At 44.7% G+C, this 18620-nt stretch carries 19 protein-coding genes and 1 pseudogene; 16 read left to right on the plus strand and 4 right to left on the minus strand.

Annotated elements, in window-relative coordinates; translation table 11 throughout:
• Positions 1 to 77: 77 nt before the first annotated feature.
• Positions 78 to 383, plus strand: a complete 306-nt coding sequence (locus tag ACQW03_RS24495; protein ID WP_068938804.1) for an ArsR/SmtB family transcription factor — start codon at positions 78 to 80, stop codon at positions 381 to 383.
• A 107-nt stretch (positions 384 to 490) separates the two neighbouring features.
• On the opposite strand, the gene ACQW03_RS24500 is transcribed toward ACQW03_RS24495, so the two are convergent.
• Positions 491 to 1357 (minus strand): MurR/RpiR family transcriptional regulator, encoded by an 867-nt coding sequence (locus ACQW03_RS24500; RefSeq protein WP_076293667.1) that lies wholly within the window; start codon positions 1355 to 1357, stop codon positions 491 to 493.
• 181 nt (positions 1358 to 1538) lie between these two features.
• On the opposite strand from ACQW03_RS24500, the gene ACQW03_RS24505 reads away from it, so the two are divergent.
• Positions 1539 to 2558 carry a Gfo/Idh/MocA family oxidoreductase gene (locus ACQW03_RS24505; protein ID WP_441952203.1) on the plus strand — a complete coding sequence of 340 codons (1020 nt, stop codon included), beginning with the start codon at positions 1539 to 1541 and terminating at the stop codon, positions 2556 to 2558.
• 1 nt (position 2559) lies between these two features.
• Positions 2560 to 3555, plus strand: coding sequence for a Gfo/Idh/MocA family protein (locus tag ACQW03_RS24510; RefSeq protein ID WP_076293669.1), 996 nt, complete (start codon positions 2560 to 2562; stop codon positions 3553 to 3555).
• Positions 3556 to 3671: 116 nt separating this feature from the next.
• Here ACQW03_RS24510 and ACQW03_RS24515 read toward each other — a convergent pair whose 3' ends face one another.
• Entirely contained in the window at positions 3672 to 4214 is a 543-nt protein-coding gene (locus ACQW03_RS24515; protein ID WP_179085929.1) for a TetR/AcrR family transcriptional regulator, read from the minus strand.
• Positions 4215 to 4416: 202 nt separating this feature from the next.
• On the opposite strand from ACQW03_RS24515, the gene ACQW03_RS24520 reads away from it, so the two are divergent.
• From ACQW03_RS24520 to ACQW03_RS24535, 4 genes are all read left to right on the plus strand, one after another.
• Positions 4417 to 4596, plus strand: a complete 180-nt coding sequence (locus ACQW03_RS24520) for a carboxymuconolactone decarboxylase family protein (protein WP_305954432.1) — start codon at positions 4417 to 4419, stop codon at positions 4594 to 4596.
• Between the two features lie 12 nt (positions 4597 to 4608).
• Positions 4609 to 4749, plus strand: a complete 141-nt coding sequence (locus tag ACQW03_RS24525; protein WP_258382968.1) for a carboxymuconolactone decarboxylase family protein — start codon at positions 4609 to 4611, stop codon at positions 4747 to 4749.
• A gap of 77 nt (positions 4750 to 4826) precedes the next feature.
• Complete coding sequence (locus ACQW03_RS24530) at positions 4827 to 5573, plus strand: SDR family oxidoreductase (protein ID WP_441952206.1); 747 nt, start codon at positions 4827 to 4829, stop codon at positions 5571 to 5573.
• 22 nt (positions 5574 to 5595) lie between these two features.
• A complete protein-coding gene (locus ACQW03_RS24535) occupies positions 5596 to 6507 on the plus strand; it encodes an aldo/keto reductase (protein WP_441952208.1) in 912 nt (303 codons plus the stop codon).
• Here the strand turns inward: ACQW03_RS24535 and ACQW03_RS24540 are convergent.
• Entirely contained in the window at positions 6504 to 7421 is a 918-nt protein-coding gene (locus tag ACQW03_RS24540) for an AraC family transcriptional regulator (protein WP_071640920.1), read from the minus strand. The two genes, ACQW03_RS24535 and ACQW03_RS24540, sit on opposite strands and share 4 nt — an antisense overlap.
• Before the next feature lie 472 nt (positions 7422 to 7893).
• Here ACQW03_RS24540 and ACQW03_RS24545 point away from each other — a divergent pair, with 472 nt between their 5' ends.
• Entirely contained in the window at positions 7894 to 8880 is a 987-nt protein-coding gene (locus ACQW03_RS24545) for an aldo/keto reductase (RefSeq protein WP_071640917.1), read from the plus strand.
• Positions 8881 to 8985: 105 nt separating this feature from the next.
• Here ACQW03_RS24545 and ACQW03_RS24550 read toward each other — a convergent pair.
• Positions 8986 to 9569 (minus strand): annotated as a pseudogene (locus ACQW03_RS24550) (alpha-galactosidase); the annotation flags it as partial.
• Positions 9570 to 9680: 111 nt separating this feature from the next.
• On the opposite strand from ACQW03_RS24550, the gene ACQW03_RS24555 reads away from it, so the two are divergent.
• From ACQW03_RS24555 to ACQW03_RS24590, 8 genes are all read left to right on the plus strand, one after another.
• Positions 9681 to 10736 (plus strand): LacI family DNA-binding transcriptional regulator, encoded by a 1056-nt coding sequence (locus ACQW03_RS24555; RefSeq protein WP_441952210.1) that lies wholly within the window; start codon positions 9681 to 9683, stop codon positions 10734 to 10736.
• 52 nt (positions 10737 to 10788) lie between these two features.
• Positions 10789 to 11961 (plus strand): Gfo/Idh/MocA family protein, encoded by a 1173-nt coding sequence (locus ACQW03_RS24560; RefSeq protein WP_071640915.1) that lies wholly within the window; start codon positions 10789 to 10791, stop codon positions 11959 to 11961.
• A 35-nt stretch (positions 11962 to 11996) separates the two neighbouring features.
• On the plus strand, positions 11997 to 12725 hold the full coding sequence (locus ACQW03_RS24565) for a ThuA domain-containing protein (protein ID WP_441952212.1): 729 nt from the start codon (positions 11997 to 11999) through the stop codon (positions 12723 to 12725).
• Positions 12726 to 13051: 326 nt separating this feature from the next.
• A complete protein-coding gene (locus ACQW03_RS24570; RefSeq protein WP_071640911.1) occupies positions 13052 to 14158 on the plus strand; it encodes a Gfo/Idh/MocA family protein in 1107 nt (368 codons plus the stop codon).
• A 465-nt stretch (positions 14159 to 14623) separates the two neighbouring features.
• On the plus strand, positions 14624 to 15661 hold the full coding sequence (locus ACQW03_RS24575; protein WP_071640909.1) for an aldo/keto reductase: 1038 nt from the start codon (positions 14624 to 14626) through the stop codon (positions 15659 to 15661).
• A 101-nt stretch (positions 15662 to 15762) separates the two neighbouring features.
• The gene (locus ACQW03_RS24580) at positions 15763 to 16335 is read left to right on the plus strand and encodes a TetR/AcrR family transcriptional regulator (protein ID WP_071640907.1); all 573 of its coding nucleotides are present in this window, start codon (positions 15763 to 15765) and stop codon (positions 16333 to 16335) included.
• A gap of 301 nt (positions 16336 to 16636) precedes the next feature.
• Positions 16637 to 17389 carry an SDR family NAD(P)-dependent oxidoreductase gene (locus ACQW03_RS24585; RefSeq protein ID WP_441952216.1) on the plus strand — a complete coding sequence of 251 codons (753 nt, stop codon included), beginning with the start codon at positions 16637 to 16639 and terminating at the stop codon, positions 17387 to 17389.
• Positions 17390 to 17566: 177 nt separating this feature from the next.
• Positions 17567 to 18565 carry an NADP-dependent oxidoreductase gene (locus ACQW03_RS24590; RefSeq protein ID WP_441952479.1) on the plus strand — a complete coding sequence of 333 codons (999 nt, stop codon included), beginning with the start codon at positions 17567 to 17569 and terminating at the stop codon, positions 18563 to 18565.
• Positions 18566 to 18620 lie beyond the last annotated feature (55 nt).

Here is an 18620-nt window from a genome sequence, read left to right on the forward strand (position 1 = left end):
TTTCGAACATTAGAAATATAACATTGCAATATGTTATAATGCAACTATAATTCTTTATTCAGGTAGGTGAACGGATCTTGAGAACACTGTATCATCCTAGCGTTAATGAAATTACTCTATCTACAGTTTTATATGCCCTGAGTGACCCGATTCGGCTTAATATCATCAAGATTTTGGACGAAAAGGGGGAGCAATCCTGTAGCTCGATAGATATTTCGGCCCCAAAGTCAACCTTGTCCCATCACTTTAAGGCTCTTCGGGAATCAGGAGTCATCCATACAAGAATAGAGGGTACCCAACGCTTTATTTCAATCCGGTACGACGATGTGAATTTACGATTTCCGGGATTGCTAGCGGCTGTACTGATGGGCTTGAAGCAATAAAATAAAGGTCTAGTTAGCATGATGCTGACTAGACCTTTATAGACGGAGGTAACGATAGAAAATCATAAGTTTCCGCTTATTTTGTAGTTAGAGGAAGAACAATTACTCTATACGTCATTCATCATGTCATTGAGATGCGAATTCTCCAACGATTGTGTTGTGGTTTGCATGTTTTTCAAGTAGTCGATTTTATAGATACAGGAGTAAATCACATTTAATACATAGTCAAAGGCAATTTGCGACGAAAATGTACCAATCTTGGCATGTTTTACTTCGTCATTAGGCACTTGGATACAGATATTACTGAGTTTGGCCAATTCATTTTGATTGGTTGCTGTAATTGTGATAAAAGGGATATTTTCATGTGTAAAATGCCTTGCTGCTTTTAAAAAAATCGGCGACTTTCCGTGGTAAGTTAAAAAAACAGCGCAATCCTGTGTCGTAAGATTAGCCGTATGGTAAGCCCACTCAGACAGCTCCGTGGCTATAACCACATACTTGTTTATTTTTACTAATTTATTTTGGAAACTTTTCGCACGGATTTGTGAATCACCTAACGCATATATAAAGATTCTTTTCGCTTGATCCAGCAGTAGGGCTGTTTGCGACAATAAATCATCATCCAAGAATGTAAAGTTTTTTTCAATCGTTTCTTTCATTAATTCTGCAATTTCTTTCGCTACTTGAAGTGGGGATTCATCAAAACCGAAAGGATAGTTGGGGTCTACATTGGAAATGTTCTGGGTATTCTGCTGAAATTCCCGGGCAAGTTTGATTATAAACTCCTTGAAGCCCGATAGCCCAAGTTTATGTGTTAATCGATTAATCGCAGAATGCGAAGTATATGTTGCCTTTGCAAGCTCCTGAATATTTAAGTGCAAGATACTTTCCTTATGAAGCAAAATATAGGATGCAATGCTTTTTTCGTTTGGTGTAAAGTTTTGCATTTCGGATAATTGCATCAGTATTTTCAACAGGTTCACTCCGGTTCAATTGAAATAACGTTTGATAAAGGATATAAAATAAACATTTTGTTTAAAAACAACCCGCTATGTTGACAAAAAATCGGTTGAATGTACCATTTTGGCGGCAAATCCTTTACGATCAACATTCTTCTTCTATAATAAATGAAAAAGAGCCTAAGGGGGAAATAATATGCTTACCATCGGTTATATTGGAAATGGGAAAAGCACGAACCGTTATCATCTTCCTTTTTCATTGAACAGAGCTGATTTGAAAGTGAAGACGATATACGCACGTAATCCAGATAAAGGGGAGTGGAAAAAAATCCCTGACGTGCTGTATACAGATAATATTGAATCTCTAATGAACGATAAGGAGATTCAGTTGATTGTTATTTGTACACCTGTAGAATCCCACTACGACTATGCGAAAATGGCGCTTGACCACGGGAAAAATGTACTTGTTGAGAAACCTTTTATGTTAACCAAAGAAGAAGCCATGTCGATCTTCCAATATGCTAAAGAGAAAAATCTGGTTATACAATGCTATCAGAATAGACGTTACGACTCGGATTTCCTCACTACCCAGAAGGTTATTGAATCAGGAAAACTTGGAGATTTGCTGGAAGTGGAGATGCATTACGATTATTATCGCCCTGAGATCACGAATTCCACTTCTCATTTTTCTAAATATAACAGTTACCTATATGGACATGGCGTTCATACCATTGACCAGGTTCTTTCCTATTTTGGGAAGCCGGACACAATCCATAACGATGTTCGTCAATTGCTGGGTGCTGGGAGAATGAATGATTACTTTGATCTGGATTTTTATTATCCCTCGCTCAAGGTATCCATCAAATCCAGCTTTTTTCGCTTAAAAGAGCGGCCGAGTTTTGTTGTATACGGCAAAAAAGGCGTTTTTATAAAGCAAACGAAGGATCGTCAGGAGGAGCATCTGAAATTATACTATCTGCCTAAGGGACACGCCGATTTCGGCATCGACCTGCCCGAGCATTACGGCATCTTAACATATCTGGATGATAAAGGCGAGTATCATGAAGAAAAAGTCGTTTCTGAAAAGGGAGACTATGCTCGAGTGTATGACGATATTTATCAGTCGATCGTATTTGGTAAAGAAAAAGTGATTAAAGACGAAGAAACCATAATTTGTATGGAAATACTTGAAAAAGGTATAGAGGAGTGCAACTAAAATGAAGTTGGGAATTGTCGGAGCAGGGATGATCGTAGGGGATCTATTGAGCTTTATTCAGGAAATCCCAACTATTTTATTAAAGGGCATTTGTTCTAGACCTAGCCACCAGGAGAAATTACTGGATTTGAAAAATAAATATGGAATATCTCAGATTTATTCGGATTACAGTGAGATGCTGATGAACCGTGATGTGGATACAGTTTATATCGGGTTGCCTAATCATCTTCATTATTCATATGCCAAAGAAGCATTATTGAGTGGTAAACATGTCATTTGTGAGAAGCCGTTTACTTCCAATTTGCAAGAATTTCTAGAGCTAAAAGAAATTGCTCAGCAAAGAAAACTGGTATTGGTGGAAGCCATAACGAATCAATATTTGAAAAATTATTTGTCAATGAAGGAGTATCTACCTAAACTTGGTGAGATCAAAATAGTTGAATGCAACTATTCTCAATACTCATCTCGATATGAAGCTTTCAAAGCGGGAATAATCCAGCCTGCATTTAATCCGGAGATGTCTGGTGGAGCCTTGATGGATATTAATTTATATAATATTCATTTTGTTGTTGGATTCTTCGGGAGCCCTAAGAAAGTGGAGTATTGGGCGAACATGGAGCGTGGAATTGATACTTCAGGTATGCTGCTGCTTGATTACGGTGATTTCAAGTGTGTCTGCATAGGTTCAAAAGATAGTACGGCCCCCAATGCCGTGAACATTCAAGGCAATAAGGGCTATATACACATGGCAAGTTCGGCTAATATATGCAACTGCTTTGATTACACTGCGAATAAGGAAACGCCAATTCGGGTCGACTTAAAAGATCATCCGCATCGAATGTATGACGAATTCGTTGAGTTTGACCGTATCATCGAGGAAAAAGATTTGGAAAAAGCCTCGGATATGCTTGAACATAGCGAGAAGGTCATGAATGTCATTGAGAAAGCCAAGCAGTCCGCCAATCTTGTATTTGGCCCTGATAAACACGATCTATAATACTTTTAGTTCAGTTAACGAACTGAATGTTAAAGAAGCAACCCTAGCGGGTTGCTTCTGACTCGCTGATTTGAGAGTAGCAGACATAGTAGCCTGCTACTCTTTTTTCATCAGATTCACAATTTCCGGTCCAACAGCATGCCTATTTGCTCTGCCATCTCGACAGGAGGGAGAGGTTTATCATTCAAAAACCACCACTCCATAATCCCTACCACAGCGGACGCTGCATAACGGACAACCACCTCTTCGTTTAGTCCCCGATTTCTTGCTTCATTCATGTCGACCTCTTCCCGAAGTTCATCGATCATAAATTCAAGAAACTGAGTGTGGAAGTAAGGTGCGCCTTTGCTCACCAGCATCGTGGAGAAAAATAAATAGTTAGCCTCAAAATATTCAAACCAAACAATTTCGGCCTCTGTAAAGCTCAAATGAGCCGATTCAATACATAATCTTCGAAGTTCATTGATGTGTGCGGCAATCAGCTTATCCAGCAAATCATATTTGTCCACGTAATGAAGATAGATGGTTCCCCGGCTTACATTCGCTTTGTCGGATAGATCCTGAATCGTAATATGGTCGAAACTCTTTTCGGCCATCAACTCCGTTAATGCTTTTTTCAAGGCTTCCTGTGTTTTGAGTATTCTCCTGTCCACTTTCACTGTGTTCAACCCCTAAACTTCTAAATGATAATTGACTGTTTTAACTTATATGTCTATTAATGAACAAATTAAGCGTATTTAACAATTGCAAGCATTCTGTATCAGCTTATAATAATAGACACAAGTTCAATAATGTATCTCTTTCAATTATAGATGCATTTATATGAAGGATCAATGCAAATGAAAGAAGAGGAGATATCACATGTCAGATACTCAAAAACTTACGGCTGCACAGCGAACGATTGGGGACTTCTCACCAAAGATCGTCGAGCTGACCAACAAGGTGCTGTTTGGGGACGTTTGGGAACACAAAGAGCTGGCCCCACGCGACCGCAGCCTCATTACCGTACCAAGCTTGATCACCGGAGGGAATTCCGAATAACTGGGCTTTCATTTGAGTAAAGCCAAAGACAACGGCCTGACGGAAGAGGAACTGATCGAAGTCATTACCCATCTTGCCTTTTATGCGGGCTGGCCGAAGGCGATGTCCGCTATTACAGTGGTGGCCAAAGAACTATTCGCAAAAGAAAACTAAGTCTCAAAGCAAACATTTTATATCCAATCTCAGAATCTCAATTAAGCAATTCAAATTAGAAAGGATGTTCATTCTCTATGTCCAACATTCAAGATAAAGTCGTTATTATTACAGGTGCTTCCAGCGGAATCGGAGAGGCAACGGCCAAAGAGCTGGCATCTAAAGGTGCGAAGCTTGTGCTGGCGGCTCGCCGTGAAGACCGTTTACAAAAGCTGCAAGAAGAAGTTGAACAAAGCGAGGGGACAGCCATCTACAAAGTAACCGACGTGACATCGCATGAACAAGTGGAGGAGTTGGTTTCGTATGCACTTCAAGAGTTTGGGAAAATCGACGTACTTATCAATAATGCCGGAGTCATGCCGCAATCGTTTCTCTTTAAGAAGAAAATTAATGAATGGGATATGATGATTGATATTAATATCAAGGGCCTCTTGTACGGGATTGCTGCTGTTCTGCCTACGATGCGGGAACAGAAATCTGGCCATATCATTAATCTGTCTTCTATTGCCGGACATAATGTCTACCCCGGCGGCACTGTATATTGCGCGACCAAACATGCCGTAAGGGCGATTACGGAAGGTTTACGTCAAGAAGAGGCGATCTGTGGTACCCAGATTCGTACAACGAATATCTCTCCAGGAGCTGTCAGCACTGAATTGACGGAGGGAATCACGGATGCAGAGTTAAAACAAACCTACGATGAGTTATATCAAGGAGCGATTAAAGCGGAAAGTATCGCACGTGCGATTGCTTTTGCGATTGAAGAGCCAGGAGATGTTGCGATCAATGAAATGATTATTCGCCCTACCACACAACAGGCGTAAGTCAACAGCAGGAGGAATGACGATGAATTATCGTACAGTAGGAAAAACAGGAATCAAGGTTTCAAATTTATGTTTTGGCACGATGTCCTTCGGCGGAAATGCCGATGAAGAAACATCCAAAAAAATGTTCAACCGCTCCCGCGAAGCTGGCATTAACTTTTTCGATACAGCAAACGTGTACAGCCAGGGTCGCTCCGAAGAAATTCTGGGCGAGTGCATCGAGGATTGTCGGGATGAGATTATACTGAGCACCAAAGTTTTCTATCCGATGGGACAGGACGTGAATGCTAGGGGGCTTTCCCGCCGTCATATCATGCTTGAAGTGGAAAACAGTCTGCGACGCCTGAAGACGGACCGCATCGACTTCTACTTCGTGCATATGTTCGACGAAAATACGCCAATGGAGGAGACGCTTCGTGCACTCGACGATCTCCAAGCGCAGGGTAAAATCCTTTACCCAGCGGTGAGCAACTGGTCGGCCTGGCAGATTGCCAAAGCGCTCGGCATCTCTGCCAAGGAGGAGCTGGCACGCTTTGAATTGATCCAGCCGATGTACAACTTGATCAAACGTCAGGCTGAGGTAGAAATCCTGCCTCTTGCCGTTTCCGAGCAGATTGGGGTCATTTCGTACAGCCCTCTGGGAGCCGGGATTCTTACGGGCAAATACGGAACGAACAAACGACCGGAGCAAGGACGGCTGGTCGAAGAGCAGCGGTATACGGACCGCTATGCGGATGAAATGAATTTTACCGTCGCCGACCGCTTTACTGCACATGCAGCAGAACGAGGCGTGAAGCCCTCGACGCTTGCGGTAGCCTGGGCGATATCCAATCCAGAGATGACTCCAGAGTGGCGCGATGAGATTTCCAGACTTTCGGTGACTCCCGCGCCTGCTACAGACCGGGGTGAGACGCTGCTGCCGAATTGGGCCTAGTCATTCATGACCTGGTCATATTTTTCCTTCAATCGCTTGATGTCCGCTCTCGGAGGAGCACCGAACGTGCGGGAGTATTCACGGCTGAATTGGGAAGAGCTCTCGTAACCAACTCTGAAAGCGACGTCTGCGGCGTCCGCCGATTCAGCCAATAAGATGCGGCGAGCTTCCTGAAGTCTCAGCTGTTTTTGGAACTGAATTGGGCTCATGGCGGTTACCTCTTTAAAATGCCGATGGAACGAAGAAACACTCATGCTGGCGGTGTCTGCAAGATCTTCGATCCGAAAAGACTGGTCCCAATTTCGGACAATATGGTCGATAGCTTCCCGGATCCGATAGGTGCTGCTTCCTTCGACTGCAATCTGAGCCAATTCGACTCCATAGGGCCCCTGCAGCAGCCTGTACAGAATCTCCCTCGTGTAAAGCGGGGCCAGAAATGGGATTTCTCCTGGGGTGTCCAGCAGACGGGCAAGCCTGAGCACGGCGTCCTGAATGGACGATTCCATCCGGCCGACGAACAGGGCACGCTTGGCATTATCTTTTGACGTGACCTTAATATCACAATCGTTCAGCACTTCAAGGATCTGGTTCTGTGTAAATTCGAGCTTGAGACTCAGGTAAGGAGAGTCAGCAGACGCTTTTATAATTTGACCGATCACAGGAAGATTCATGGAAGCGATCAGATAATTGGACGGTCCATATTCAAATCTCTCCTGTGCCAGCAAAATTTCTTTCAGACCTTGAACGACAACACAAAAAGAAGGCTTGTAAACCCGATACGCGGGCTCAGTTATGCTGGAATGCTGATAGAAAAATAGGGAAGGGATCGCCGTTTCCTTGGTGCTATTCTGAAGCGAGTGACGCTCGATTAATCCGGTAAGCTCCTGTTGCTGTTGAATAAGGTTCTCGGGCATTCAAATCCTCCTTGCAGGTTTGTCTGGTCCCATTATAAGACTTATCCGCCTGTAGCAACAGTAGCCGTAATAGGATTGGGCAATCATTTAAGACGAATGAGATATCGCTTCGCTTTTTCTGTTCGGCATAATAAGACTAAGTTCACAGAATCAAGCAAGGGGGAGAACAATGTAACAGCTAAGCGGATGGAGTGACAGATGCCTCTAAACTACCGTAAGCATAACAACATTATTATAAGAACAAGTTAAAAAAAGGGAGGAGATGAATTATTTGAATCGTTGGTTTAGGAACTTATTGGTTCAAAGGCTTATCACATTAATAGAGTTTGAAGAACATGAATTTTTCAAAAAATTATATAATAGTTCTCTTGATAGGATAGTAAGCCAATCAACTAATGAAAAATAATAACATTTATAATACCAACTCTCTAACTAGATAAAGATAGATCATATTAAGAAAGGAAGATGTATGATGGAAAAGCGTAAATTGGGAAATAGCGGTCTGGAAGTTTCCGCAATCGGACTTGGATGTATGGGAATGAGTTACGGTTATGGGCCGGCTTCGGACCAAAAGGAAATGATCTCGGTCATTCGGGAAGCGGTCGAGCGCGGCGTGACTTTCTTTGATACCGCCGAAGTATACGGGCCCTACACGAATGAAGAACTCTTGGGCGAAGCTCTTCTTCCTGTTCGAGATCAAGTCGTGATTGCCACGAAGTTCGGCTTCAATATCCAGGATGGCAAGCAGTACGGAATGAACAGTCGCCCTGAGCATATCAAGAAAGTTGCCGAAGAATCGCTTAGTCGGCTCAAGATTGAAGCCATCGACCTGTACTATCAGCACCGAGTCGATCCAAATGTGCCGATCGAAGAGGTAGCGGGAGCCGTGCAAGATCTGATCCGGGAAGGAAAGGTGAAGCACTGGGGATTGTCTGAAGCAGGAGTGAAGACCATTCGTCGTGCACACGCGGTTCAGCCACTCACTGCAATTCAGAGTGAATATTCCCTGTGGTGGAGACGCCCCGAAGAGGAACTCCTCCCTGCCCTAGAGGAGCTCGGTATTGGCTTCGTTCCGTTCAGTCCTTTGGGGAAGGGATACCTAACGGGGAGTTTTAACGCGAATACGACATTCAATCATGGCGACTTGCGCAGCGTTCTTCCACGTTTTACTCCAGAAGCACTGGAGGCCAATCAGGTGCTGGTCGATCTGCTTAAAGAGATGGCTGAGCAGTTAAAAGCAACGCCAGCCCAAATCGCACTCGCCTGGCTGCTAGCTCAGAAGTCGTGGATCGTTCCGATCCCGGGCACACGGAAATTAAGCCGTCTGGAAGAAAATCTAGGCGCAGTGGACATTGAGCTCACATCCGAAGATGTGCGTAATATTAACAGCGCAGCCTCGCAGATCACTTTGATGGGCGCCAGATATACGGAGGAGCTGGAGAAGAGAACGGGTCTTTGATCTAATTCTTAAAGTCATAATCCAAGATGAGGAGATCTCTTTTGTTAAAGTAAATAATTGAGATGAAAAATCGTATTTCTCCGCAATATTAAAATCCTGTCCCGTCTTATGAGGCGGGGTGAGTGTAAGTCCAATGTTCATTAACTCGCTGTCGGTAAAACGTTGGCCCAGTTCTTCCACAAAATATACTGCCATTTCGTCCAGTCCAACCAGCTTTAGCCGTAAACAAACTTCATTCGGGCGTGATAGCAGCTGGTACCAACCGACGAGAGCATGCTCACGTTTTGCATCAATGGCCATCCAGGCAGTCTCATTTTTTTCAAAGGGACTTAGCAGACGATAAAAGGTTCCCTGTGTAATTAATCGTCGGTGACGTTTATACACTTTTATTTGTTCTTTGATTACTTTGCACTCTTCTTCTGACAAAGCCCATGGATCAAGTTCATAACCGAATACACCAAAGTAGGCGGCATTGGATATGGTTTGCAACGGTGCGGTTCTGCCTACCTGGTGGTTCGGGATGCTTGACACATGAGCACCCATGCTGCTAAGCGGATAGGCCATGGAAGTGCCATACTGAATCTTCAGACGTCCTATAGCCTCACTATGTCGTTTGTCCATGTTTGGGGAGCATAATAAAGCATCCCTGGATCAAACCGTCCCCCACCGGAAGCACAGGACTCAAACAAAATCTCAGGGTGTTCGGTAACGAAAAGAGCTTATCCATCTTTCGAGCACGCTTTTTGGGATTGACAGAGGTATGGTTGCATGAGAAAATGTACGCGCGTACATAAAATGATTTGGAGGTGGGTAATATCGTTTCGCGCAAGGAAGTAGCAGAACTTTCCGGCGTGTCTGAAGCGACGGTATCCCGGGTCTTAAATGCAGTAGGTCCTATCAAAGAGGATACCCGGAGAAGGGTTCTGGACGCAGCTAATCAGCTTGGATATGTTCCCAGTGCGCTGGCCCGTAACTTCGCCCGAAGCAAGAGTGGCCATCTTGGTGTAGTTATGCCTTATGTCCCGAAGGCGCACCTGTTCTCAGCCTATTTTTTCTCTGAGATGCTGAGCGGTATCGGAAACAAGGCCAGAGACAGCGGGTTCGATCTGCTTCTATTGTTCCGGAAGCCGGGGGAACGGATTGATTACAGTAGTCTTTTCCGCCAGCAAAGGATCGATACCTGTATCATCCTTGGAGCCAGGGATGACCACGATGAGGTGGAAGCTCTAAAGAGACTTCAGGAAGAAGGGCGTCCGTTCTGCGTCATGAATCACCATTTTGAAGGGCAATCGTTCTGTGAAGTGGATGCAGATCATGTAGAAGGCAGCCGAACGGCTGTAAGTCACCTCATCGAGCAGGGATACAAACGGATTGCCTTTCTCAACGGCCCGGATATCTATTCCAATAGTACTGAGCGAATGAAGGGTTACCGTACCGCGCTTCAGGAGGCCGGTATTGAATATGACCACGATCTGCTTCTGGAAGGTAACTACAGCCGTCGAAGCGGGCTCGAAGCCTCAGCTACAATAGCAGACAAATTGATTGATATTGATGCCGTATTTACGGCGAACGACCGGATGGCCCTTGGGGTAATGCAGGGTCTCCGTGAGCGCGGACTGCCAGTTGACCGGTTCCCAGCGTTTGTAGGCTATGACGATTCGGATGCGGCTGAGATGGCTGTTCCGCCACTAAGCAGTGTCCGCGTTCCTTTTTATGAGATGGGACAGCTTGCAGCCTCGAAGCTTATACCCGATTCTCTGAACCTTATTCCAGCCCTGGAACTGACCGGGTCCGAATCGATAAGAGAACTCCTGTCCACAGAGCTGATTATCAGGGCGTCATCCATTCGTCCATAACACCAATCGTCAAAAACTCGTTGAAACTCAGACCCATAAGGAGGATCACGACATGTCTAATCGTCTTCGTATTGGAATGGTTGGCTACAAATTTATGGGCAAGGCTCACAGCAACGCTTACCGTAGTCTACCCATGTTCTTCCCAGATGCCCCACTGCAGCCAGAGATGTCCGTTATCTGTGGACGCAATGCGCAGGGGGTTCAGGCGGCTGCCCGCCAGTTCGGCTGGACCGAAAGTGTTACGGATTGGCGTGATCTAGTGAAACGTAACGATATTGATCTCATTGATATTAACGCCCCGAGTAATGCCCATAAGGAAATTGTCGTTGAGGCTGCCCTCCATGGCAAGCATCTGTTCTGTGAGAAGCCGCTTGCGCTCTCGCTGGCGGATTCCCGTGACATGCTGCAGGTAGCAGAGGAAGCAGGGGTCAGACATATGGTAGGCTTCAACTACCGCTTTTCTCCGGCTGTCCAGCTGGCAAAGCAGCTAGTCGAGAGCGGTCGCCTAGGCAAAATTTATCATTTCCGGGCCTTCTTCCTTCAAGACTGGATCATGGACCCGTCCTTCCCGCTGGTATGGCGACTGCAAAAAGAAGTGGCCGGTTCTGGCTCTCATGGTGATCTTGGCGCCCATCTGATTGATCTCGCTCGCTTCTTGGTCGGCGAGTTCCATGAAGTGATCGGCATGAGCGAGACATTCATCAAACAGCGCCCGTTGGCTTTGGAGATGAGCGGGTTGAGCTCCAAAAGGAGCGCAGAGGCAAATGCACCGATGGGAGAAGTGACCGTCGATGATGCCACGCTGTTCCTGGCACGCTTCGCCGGAGGTGCGCTGGGCAGCTTCGAGGCCACACGTTTTGCTGCCGGACATCGGAGCACAAATTCATTCGAGATCAACGGTAGCCTAGGCAGCGTGCGGTTTGACTTTGAACGAATGAACGAACTGGAAGTGTATTTCATACAGGATGAGGAGGACGTTCAGGGCTTTCGCCGCGTACTCGCCACCGATCCGGCACATAAGTACTCCGAAGCCTGGTGGCCTGCAGGACATACAATTGGATTCGAGCATACCTTCACCCACGAGATGCTTGAGATGTTGAGTGCCATCTCCGAAGGGCGGCAACCTTCGCCGAACTTCCACGACGGTGTCGCTTGTCAGGCTGTGCTTGAAGCGGTAGAACGATCCATAGAGGAACGACGTTGGGTATCCATTGAAGAAATGTAGTATAACAATACATTCCGAAAGGTGAGTGGTTACAGATGCGCAAGGCACTGATTGTATGGGGTGGATGGAACGGACATGAGCCGGAGCAGGTGGCGGCCATTTTTGAACGCATTTTGAAGGAAGAGCAGTTCGAGGTGGAGGTGTCTAATACCCTTGAAGCCTACCAAGATGCAGAGAAACTGCTTGACCTGGACTTAATCGTTCCAATGTGGACCATGGGACAGATTGAGCAGGAACTAGTCAATAATGTCTCAGCAGCCGTTCAAAGCGGCGTAGGTCTCACAGGCTGCCATGGCGGCATGTGTGATGCGTTCCGGAACAACGTGGACTGGCAGTTCATGACAGGCGGGCAATGGGTTGCGCATCCCGGCAATGACGGGGTAGAGTACATGGTGAACATGAAGCGAGGCTCCAGCCCACTTCTAGACCACATTGAGGATTTCCAGGTCAAAAGCGAGCAGTATTACCTCCACGTAGACCCGGCAGTTGAAGTGCTGGCAACCACACGCTTCCCGGTCGTACCAGGTCCCCATTCAGCCAATGGGCCGGTGGATATGCCTGTTGTATGGACGAAGCGCTGGGGGAACGGACGCGTCTTCTACAATTCGCTGGGCCATCACGCAGATATCATAGATATGCCTCAAGTGACCGAGATGATGCGCAGCGGGTTTCTGTGGGCAGCCGCAGGCAAACAGGCGGTGGCCACCCAGGGCAGCTCTCTGGCAGATGCTTATACAGGCATGACAGACAACCAGCAGCGTTAGCGTGGACCGGATGAATTGGTAGTACCTCTGGCAAAGAGTTTGACCACCTGAACTCACCATGGTCAGAAAGGGACAGAGCACAGAAGGAGAACAGACAACACGGACGGTATTACTGTTAGGCATGTGCCCTTATGCAATGATGTCCTAATTGAATTCGTATTGCCAGTCTCCATTTGATTGATACATTGATGATTTGTAATTTTACAAATATTTAACAATCAGAATAAATGGGCTTGTTTACAAGCCCCGTTCAGCGACAGAATAGTATCCGATGAAATAAAAGAATGCCATTATCCATTTTTTCTGAAGAAGAAGGGAGTTCAGGCATGAACAAAATGAAAGTAGGCATTATCGGGTGTGGTAAAATTAGCGGAATTTACATGGAAAATTGCCATCGTTTCGACATTCTAGAGCTGTACGCAGTAGCGGATCTGGACCAAGGTCGGGCAGAGGAGCAGGCGGTAGCGTTTAACGTTCCGAATGTATATTCGGTAGATGAGATTTTGGCTGATCCGGAGATCGAACTCATTATTAATTTGACCATTCCGGGCGTTCACGCCGACGTTTGTCTCAGAGCTCTTGAGGCAGGCAAGCATGTTTATGTGGAGAAGCCACTTGCCGTCACCCGTGAGCAGGGGCAGGCTGTCTTGGATCTTGCTCATCAAAAGGGACTGCTTGTCGGCTGCGCACCGGAGACCTTCTTCGGTTCCGGTATACAGACGTCATTGAAGCTGATTGAAGACGGAGTCATTGGGAGTCCGGTAGCCGCTACGGCTTTCATGATGAGCCGTGGACATGAACATTGGCATCCTGATCCTGAATTTTATTATGCAGTCGGCGGCGGTCCAATGTTTGATATGGGCCCCTATTATTTGACGGCTCTGGTGCAATTGCTGGGTCCGATTGCTACCATTTCGGGCATGACAAGCAAGGCGATGGATCAACGAATGATTACAAGCGAGAAAAAGAGAGGCCAGACCATCCCGGTCGATATACCGACCCATGTGGCCGGATTGCTGCGCTTCAAGCAGGGGGCTGTCGGCACGCTGATTACCAGCTTTGACATCTTTGGTGGAAGCACTCTGCCACCTATCGAGGTATACGGCACTCATGGCACGCTACAGGTACCAGACCCGAACACGTTCGGAGGGCCAATTCGCTATAGGGTGCTAGGCGAGCAAGAATGGATAGAGGTACCGCTGCTGCCGGGTTACCAGGAGAACACACGGGGCATCGGTGTTGCCGATATGGCCTATGCTATCCGCAGCGGACGGCCTCACCGCGCCAGTGGTGAATTGGCCTATCATGTGCTGGAGGCGATGTGGGCGTTCCACGATTCCTCCGATCAGCAGACCTTCTATCCAATGCAAAGCACATGTCTGCGTCCGGCGGCTTTACCGGAAAACCTGCCTTTGTACACGTTAGATACGTAAACAAATGTCAGCCTAGTGCTAGTCGGCAGCATTCAAAAATTACAAGACTGGAGGGTATGTCCCAAAAGTCAGTTTTTATTTTTTTACATTCCGCTTTGAATGTTCATTTCTATTGAAAAGAAGACTCCAGCTCCGTTTTGACCGCGGCTTTGGAGTCTTCTTAGTTCACTTTTCGGAAAATTTGACAGATAAAGAAGTTGTGGAAGTCCTTTCAATAAAGAATTATAGAGCAAAGACTAAGAGAGGAAAGACTAAGCAAAGTAACCGTGGACCTGATCTTAATTTCGGTCATAAAATCATTCTTTACCGATCGTTCTAAATATGTTATATTATTGCCGTGGGAGGAGTACACGGATAAGAAGCCAAGAGTTATGAGGAGTGGTGTGAGATCTTGCAGTGGCGCTCTTCTACGCATATTAGAATGATCGTTCTCATTATAACAGATAGAGAAGGGATGGATTGAACATGGAATATCGTGTATTAGGAAATACAGGCCTTAAAGTAAGCAGTTTTGTATTAGGTACAGGTACTTTTGGTTTTTGGGGAAACAATACGGAGAAAGAAGCTGCAATCATACTGGATGAAGCTTTGGCAGGAGGCATTAACCTAATCGATACAGCGGATGTCTATTCAAGTGGTCAATCCGAAGAAATTCTGGGTCACATCCTAAAAGGACGCAGGCAGGATGTTATTCTGGCCACGAAAGGCGGAATGCCCATGGGCAGTGGGATCAATCAATCCGGTAACTCGAAATATTGGATTAAGCGTGCAGTAGAGGATAGTTTGAGAAGGTTGCAAACGGATTATATCGATTTGTATCAACTACATCAGCCGGATCTCCATACCGATATTGAAGAGAGTCTTGACGCACTTACGGACTTGGTTCGTGAAGGGAAGATTCGCTACATTGGTACATCCAATTTTCAGGCATGGCAAGTGACCGAAGCACAATGGACTAGCGAACGCAAAAATACCGCACACTTTATATCCGAGCAAGCCCCGTATTCCATTTTGAATCGAAGCATCGAATTCGATCTGCTTGCTGCAACCGCAAAATACGGAATGGGCGTACTTGTTTGGAGCCCACTTTCGGGTGGCTTACTGACGGGGAAATATCGTTTAGGAGCAGCCGTTGCCCCGGATTCAAGAGCAGCCACCTTCGCTGGACGCTTAAAATCTGTTGTTGACCCTGATCGAGAAGAAAATCGAACCAAATTTGAAGCCATTGCTAAGCTCCAAACCCTTGCAGATGAAGCAGGATTAAGTTTGCCTCATCTTGCCATGGCATTTACACAAGCTCATTCGTCAATTACTTCTGCTATAGTGGGGGCAAGAACAATTGAGCAACTACGTGAAACGTTAAAAGGCAGTGACATCCGATTAAGCACTGATATCCTGGATGCGATAGATGCTATCGTTCCGCCAGGAGTAACCCTGGATGCCCTGGAAAAAGGCTGGACGCCTGATTGGTTACAAGCAGACAAACGAAGAATCTTGGGTTAAATATATAAGACAGACCTCATAACTGTAATGTATGCACTTTCTTTAAACCTAGTTTGCCGATCCTTCACTAAATTGTATAATGATTATTCGAGGTGATGACGATGGCAAGATCAAAAGAATTTGAAGTTAATGAAGTATTAGATAAAGCAATACACCTGTTCTGGGCACAAGGATATGAGAAAACCTCAATGCAAGATTTGGTTGAGTTTATGGGTATTCACCGAAGAAGTATCTATGATACCTTTGGGGATAAGCATGCCTTATTTATGAAAGCTCTCGAACGATATGAAACGAAGCAGACCAGCAAAATGAGGTTTCTGATTGAAAAACAAAAACCGATTAAAGAATTAATTCGTGAGTTGTTTGAGGCGACAGTAAGAAATGAAGGAGAACCTCTAGGGTGTTTTCTCGTGAATTCAGGCGTGGAACTCGGCGTGTTGGATCCTGAAGTTGCATCCTTAGTTGATGAGAGTTATTCGCGAACTGAGGAACTCTTGACTAACCTTGTTCTAAAGGGGCAACAATCGGGTGAGTTCAAGGCTGACTTTGATCCTGTAGTTATTTCTCATTATTTAATGAATGCGTGGTTGGGGCTACGTACGTTGGTTAAGACAACAACGGATCAGCAAAAATTAAAGAATATTATTGATATGACACTGTCTGCTTTAGATTAAAAGTGGAATACAGCATGGCAGGCAAAAGGAGTCACCTAAATGGAAGTTTGTTTCCGTGATACAAGTTCTTGTTCTCTAACGGAAGAAAGAACTTGTATCTTTTGCCTCAAACAAGTCAAGGAATACAGCTCTAAATTTAAAATTCTTAGCCACAAAAAAATTCTTTACTGTTCGTTCTAAAATTGATATGCTAATAGCAAGTTAGATCTAACTGTTTTTTTACTCCAATAAGAATGATCGTTCTAAAATCGTCTTTAAAACTCATTTATACTAATCTGCATGTTATGAAGGAGAGAATATTATGAAGTATACAGTTATTACAGGAGCAAGCTCAGGGATTGGATATGAAACGGCATTGGGCTTTGCTACACGTGGCAAAAACTTAATTTTGGTAGCTAGAAGATTGAATAAATTAGAAGAACTCAAATCAGCAATTAAGGATATTGATCCTACTGTAAATGTTATTGTTCATACAAGTGATCTGTCTGTTACAGATCAGGCCTACACACTATATAACAATTTAAAGGAATACCAAATTGAGACCTGGATTAACAATGCGGGGCTCGGTGAAGCTTCTTTTGTAGCAGAACAGAATTTAGATAAAGTTGAAACTATGTTACGTGTTAACATCGAATCCTTGACGATCCTTTCTACACTATATGTGCGAGATTATGCTGATGTAGAAGGAACTCAGTTAATTAACGTCTCATCCGCACTCGGATATGCCATTGCTGTTGGGAGTGTTGCTTATTCTGCATCTAAATATTACGTTAGTGCCTTCACAGAAGGGCTTGCAAAAGAACTAGAAATTAAAGGTGCAAAACTAAAAGCTAAGGTTTTAGCACCAGCTATAACAGAAACGGAATTCGTTAAGAAATCATTAGATACTGAAGAATTTGATTACAAAGCAAGCATGCCTAAGTACCACACTGCCAAACAAATGGCGGGCTTCATGGTGGATCTTTATGATAGCAACGAGGTGGTAGGGATTGTAGACCAGAACTATGATTTCAATCTGAGAGGAAAAATATACAATATAATTTCAGAATTTTAAATTTAATTCATATATTGGATTTGACTTACCTTCATGTCATGCATCTTGGGAATGAAAAGCTGCTCAAGACATTCGCTCAATCTGGGACGAATCTATTGTTAGTCAATCGTGCTGAACGAGCTCTGGAAGATCTTAGCGTTATACTATCCCCAAATTAGTAAAAGAAGAGGATGAATGATGAGAGCAGCACAAATACAGAAATATTCAAAAATAATCCAAGTGGAAATAAATGATGTTAACATACCACAGATCAATAACCATGAGGTACTTGTCAAAGTAAAGGCTGCAGGTGTAAATCCACTGGATATTCTTAATCTGAATGGCAGTGTTCGGATGATTGCCAACTATAAGTTGCCATTAACTTTAGGGAATGAACTATCCGGCATTATTGAAGCCGTTGGTGATGATGTTTTGAATTTTAAGGTTGGTGACCCTGTTTATACGAGGTTGCCGCTTAATAAAATCGGTGCTTTTGCTGAGTATGCGGCTGTAAATGAAGATGCTTTATCCATCATGCCTGAAAATCTATCTTTTATTGAAGCTGCTGCGGTACCCCTTACTGCCTTGACTGCTTATCAAGCATTGCACGATGTACTCCATGCTCAGCCGAATAGAAAGCTATTCATTCCTGGAGGAACCGGAGGATTTGGCGCTATGGCAATCCCCATTGCCAAATCAATGGGATTATATGTTATTACAAGTGGAAGTGAAAGAGGCAGATCACGTACACTGTCGGTCGGGGCTGATCAATTCATAAATTATAAGGCAGAGAATTATGCTAACATACTGTCCGATATCGATTATGTGATCGACACCTTGGGTGCCAAAGAGATCAAAGCTGAACTGGGCATTTTAAAACGACAAGGGAAATTGGTATCATTGAAAGCCGGACCTAATTATCGCTTTGCGGTTGACAATCATTTTCCGTTGTGGAAAAAAGCAGTGTTTGGTCTAGTGGGTGCTCGCTTAGATTCTTTAGCACGTAAAAATCAAAATGAATATCGCTTTTTATTTGTGCAAGCCAATGGAAGTCAATTACAAGAAATCACTAAACTTGTTGAAAAAGAGAATATAAAGCCCTCTATAGATTCAACTTATACGTTTGGTGACATTAACAAGGCGCTGATTAAAGTGTCGATGGGCCACTCCCAAGGCAAAGTGATTGTGACCTTCTAAAGTAAGCACATCTAATATTATAGACGCCGTTACGAGATGACCTAAATAAACGATT

The sequence above is a fragment of the Paenibacillus sp. DRB1-1 genome, assembly GCF_052119485.1.
Classification (GTDB): domain Bacteria; phylum Bacillota; class Bacilli; order Paenibacillales; family Paenibacillaceae; genus Paenibacillus; species Paenibacillus polymyxa_B.

Coding starts and splice junctions, on each gene's coding strand:
- ACQW03_RS24505 (WP_441952203.1), top strand. CDS start 1,539: ATGCTTACCATCGGTTATATTGGAAATGGGAAAAGCACGAACCGTTAT.
- ACQW03_RS24510 (WP_076293669.1), top strand. CDS start 2,560: ATGAAGTTGGGAATTGTCGGAGCAGGGATGATCGTAGGGGATCTATTG.
- ACQW03_RS24520 (WP_305954432.1), top strand. CDS start 4,417: ATGTCAGATACTCAAAAACTTACGGCTGCACAGCGAACGATTGGGGAC.
- ACQW03_RS24530 (WP_441952206.1), top strand. CDS start 4,827: ATGTCCAACATTCAAGATAAAGTCGTTATTATTACAGGTGCTTCCAGC.
- ACQW03_RS24535 (WP_441952208.1), top strand. CDS start 5,596: ATGAATTATCGTACAGTAGGAAAAACAGGAATCAAGGTTTCAAATTTA.
- ACQW03_RS24540 (WP_071640920.1), bottom strand. CDS start 7,421: ATGCCCGAGAACCTTATTCAACAGCAACAGGAGCTTACCGGATTAATC.
- ACQW03_RS24545 (WP_071640917.1), top strand. CDS start 7,894: ATGGAAAAGCGTAAATTGGGAAATAGCGGTCTGGAAGTTTCCGCAATC.
- ACQW03_RS24560 (WP_071640915.1), top strand. CDS start 10,789: ATGTCTAATCGTCTTCGTATTGGAATGGTTGGCTACAAATTTATGGGC.
- ACQW03_RS24565 (WP_441952212.1), top strand. CDS start 11,997: ATGCGCAAGGCACTGATTGTATGGGGTGGATGGAACGGACATGAGCCG.
- ACQW03_RS24570 (WP_071640911.1), top strand. CDS start 13,052: ATGAACAAAATGAAAGTAGGCATTATCGGGTGTGGTAAAATTAGCGGA.
- ACQW03_RS24575 (WP_071640909.1), top strand. CDS start 14,624: ATGGAATATCGTGTATTAGGAAATACAGGCCTTAAAGTAAGCAGTTTT.
- ACQW03_RS24580 (WP_071640907.1), top strand. CDS start 15,763: ATGGCAAGATCAAAAGAATTTGAAGTTAATGAAGTATTAGATAAAGCA.
- ACQW03_RS24585 (WP_441952216.1), top strand. CDS start 16,637: ATGAAGTATACAGTTATTACAGGAGCAAGCTCAGGGATTGGATATGAA.
- ACQW03_RS24590 (WP_441952479.1), top strand. CDS start 17,567: ATGAGAGCAGCACAAATACAGAAATATTCAAAAATAATCCAAGTGGAA.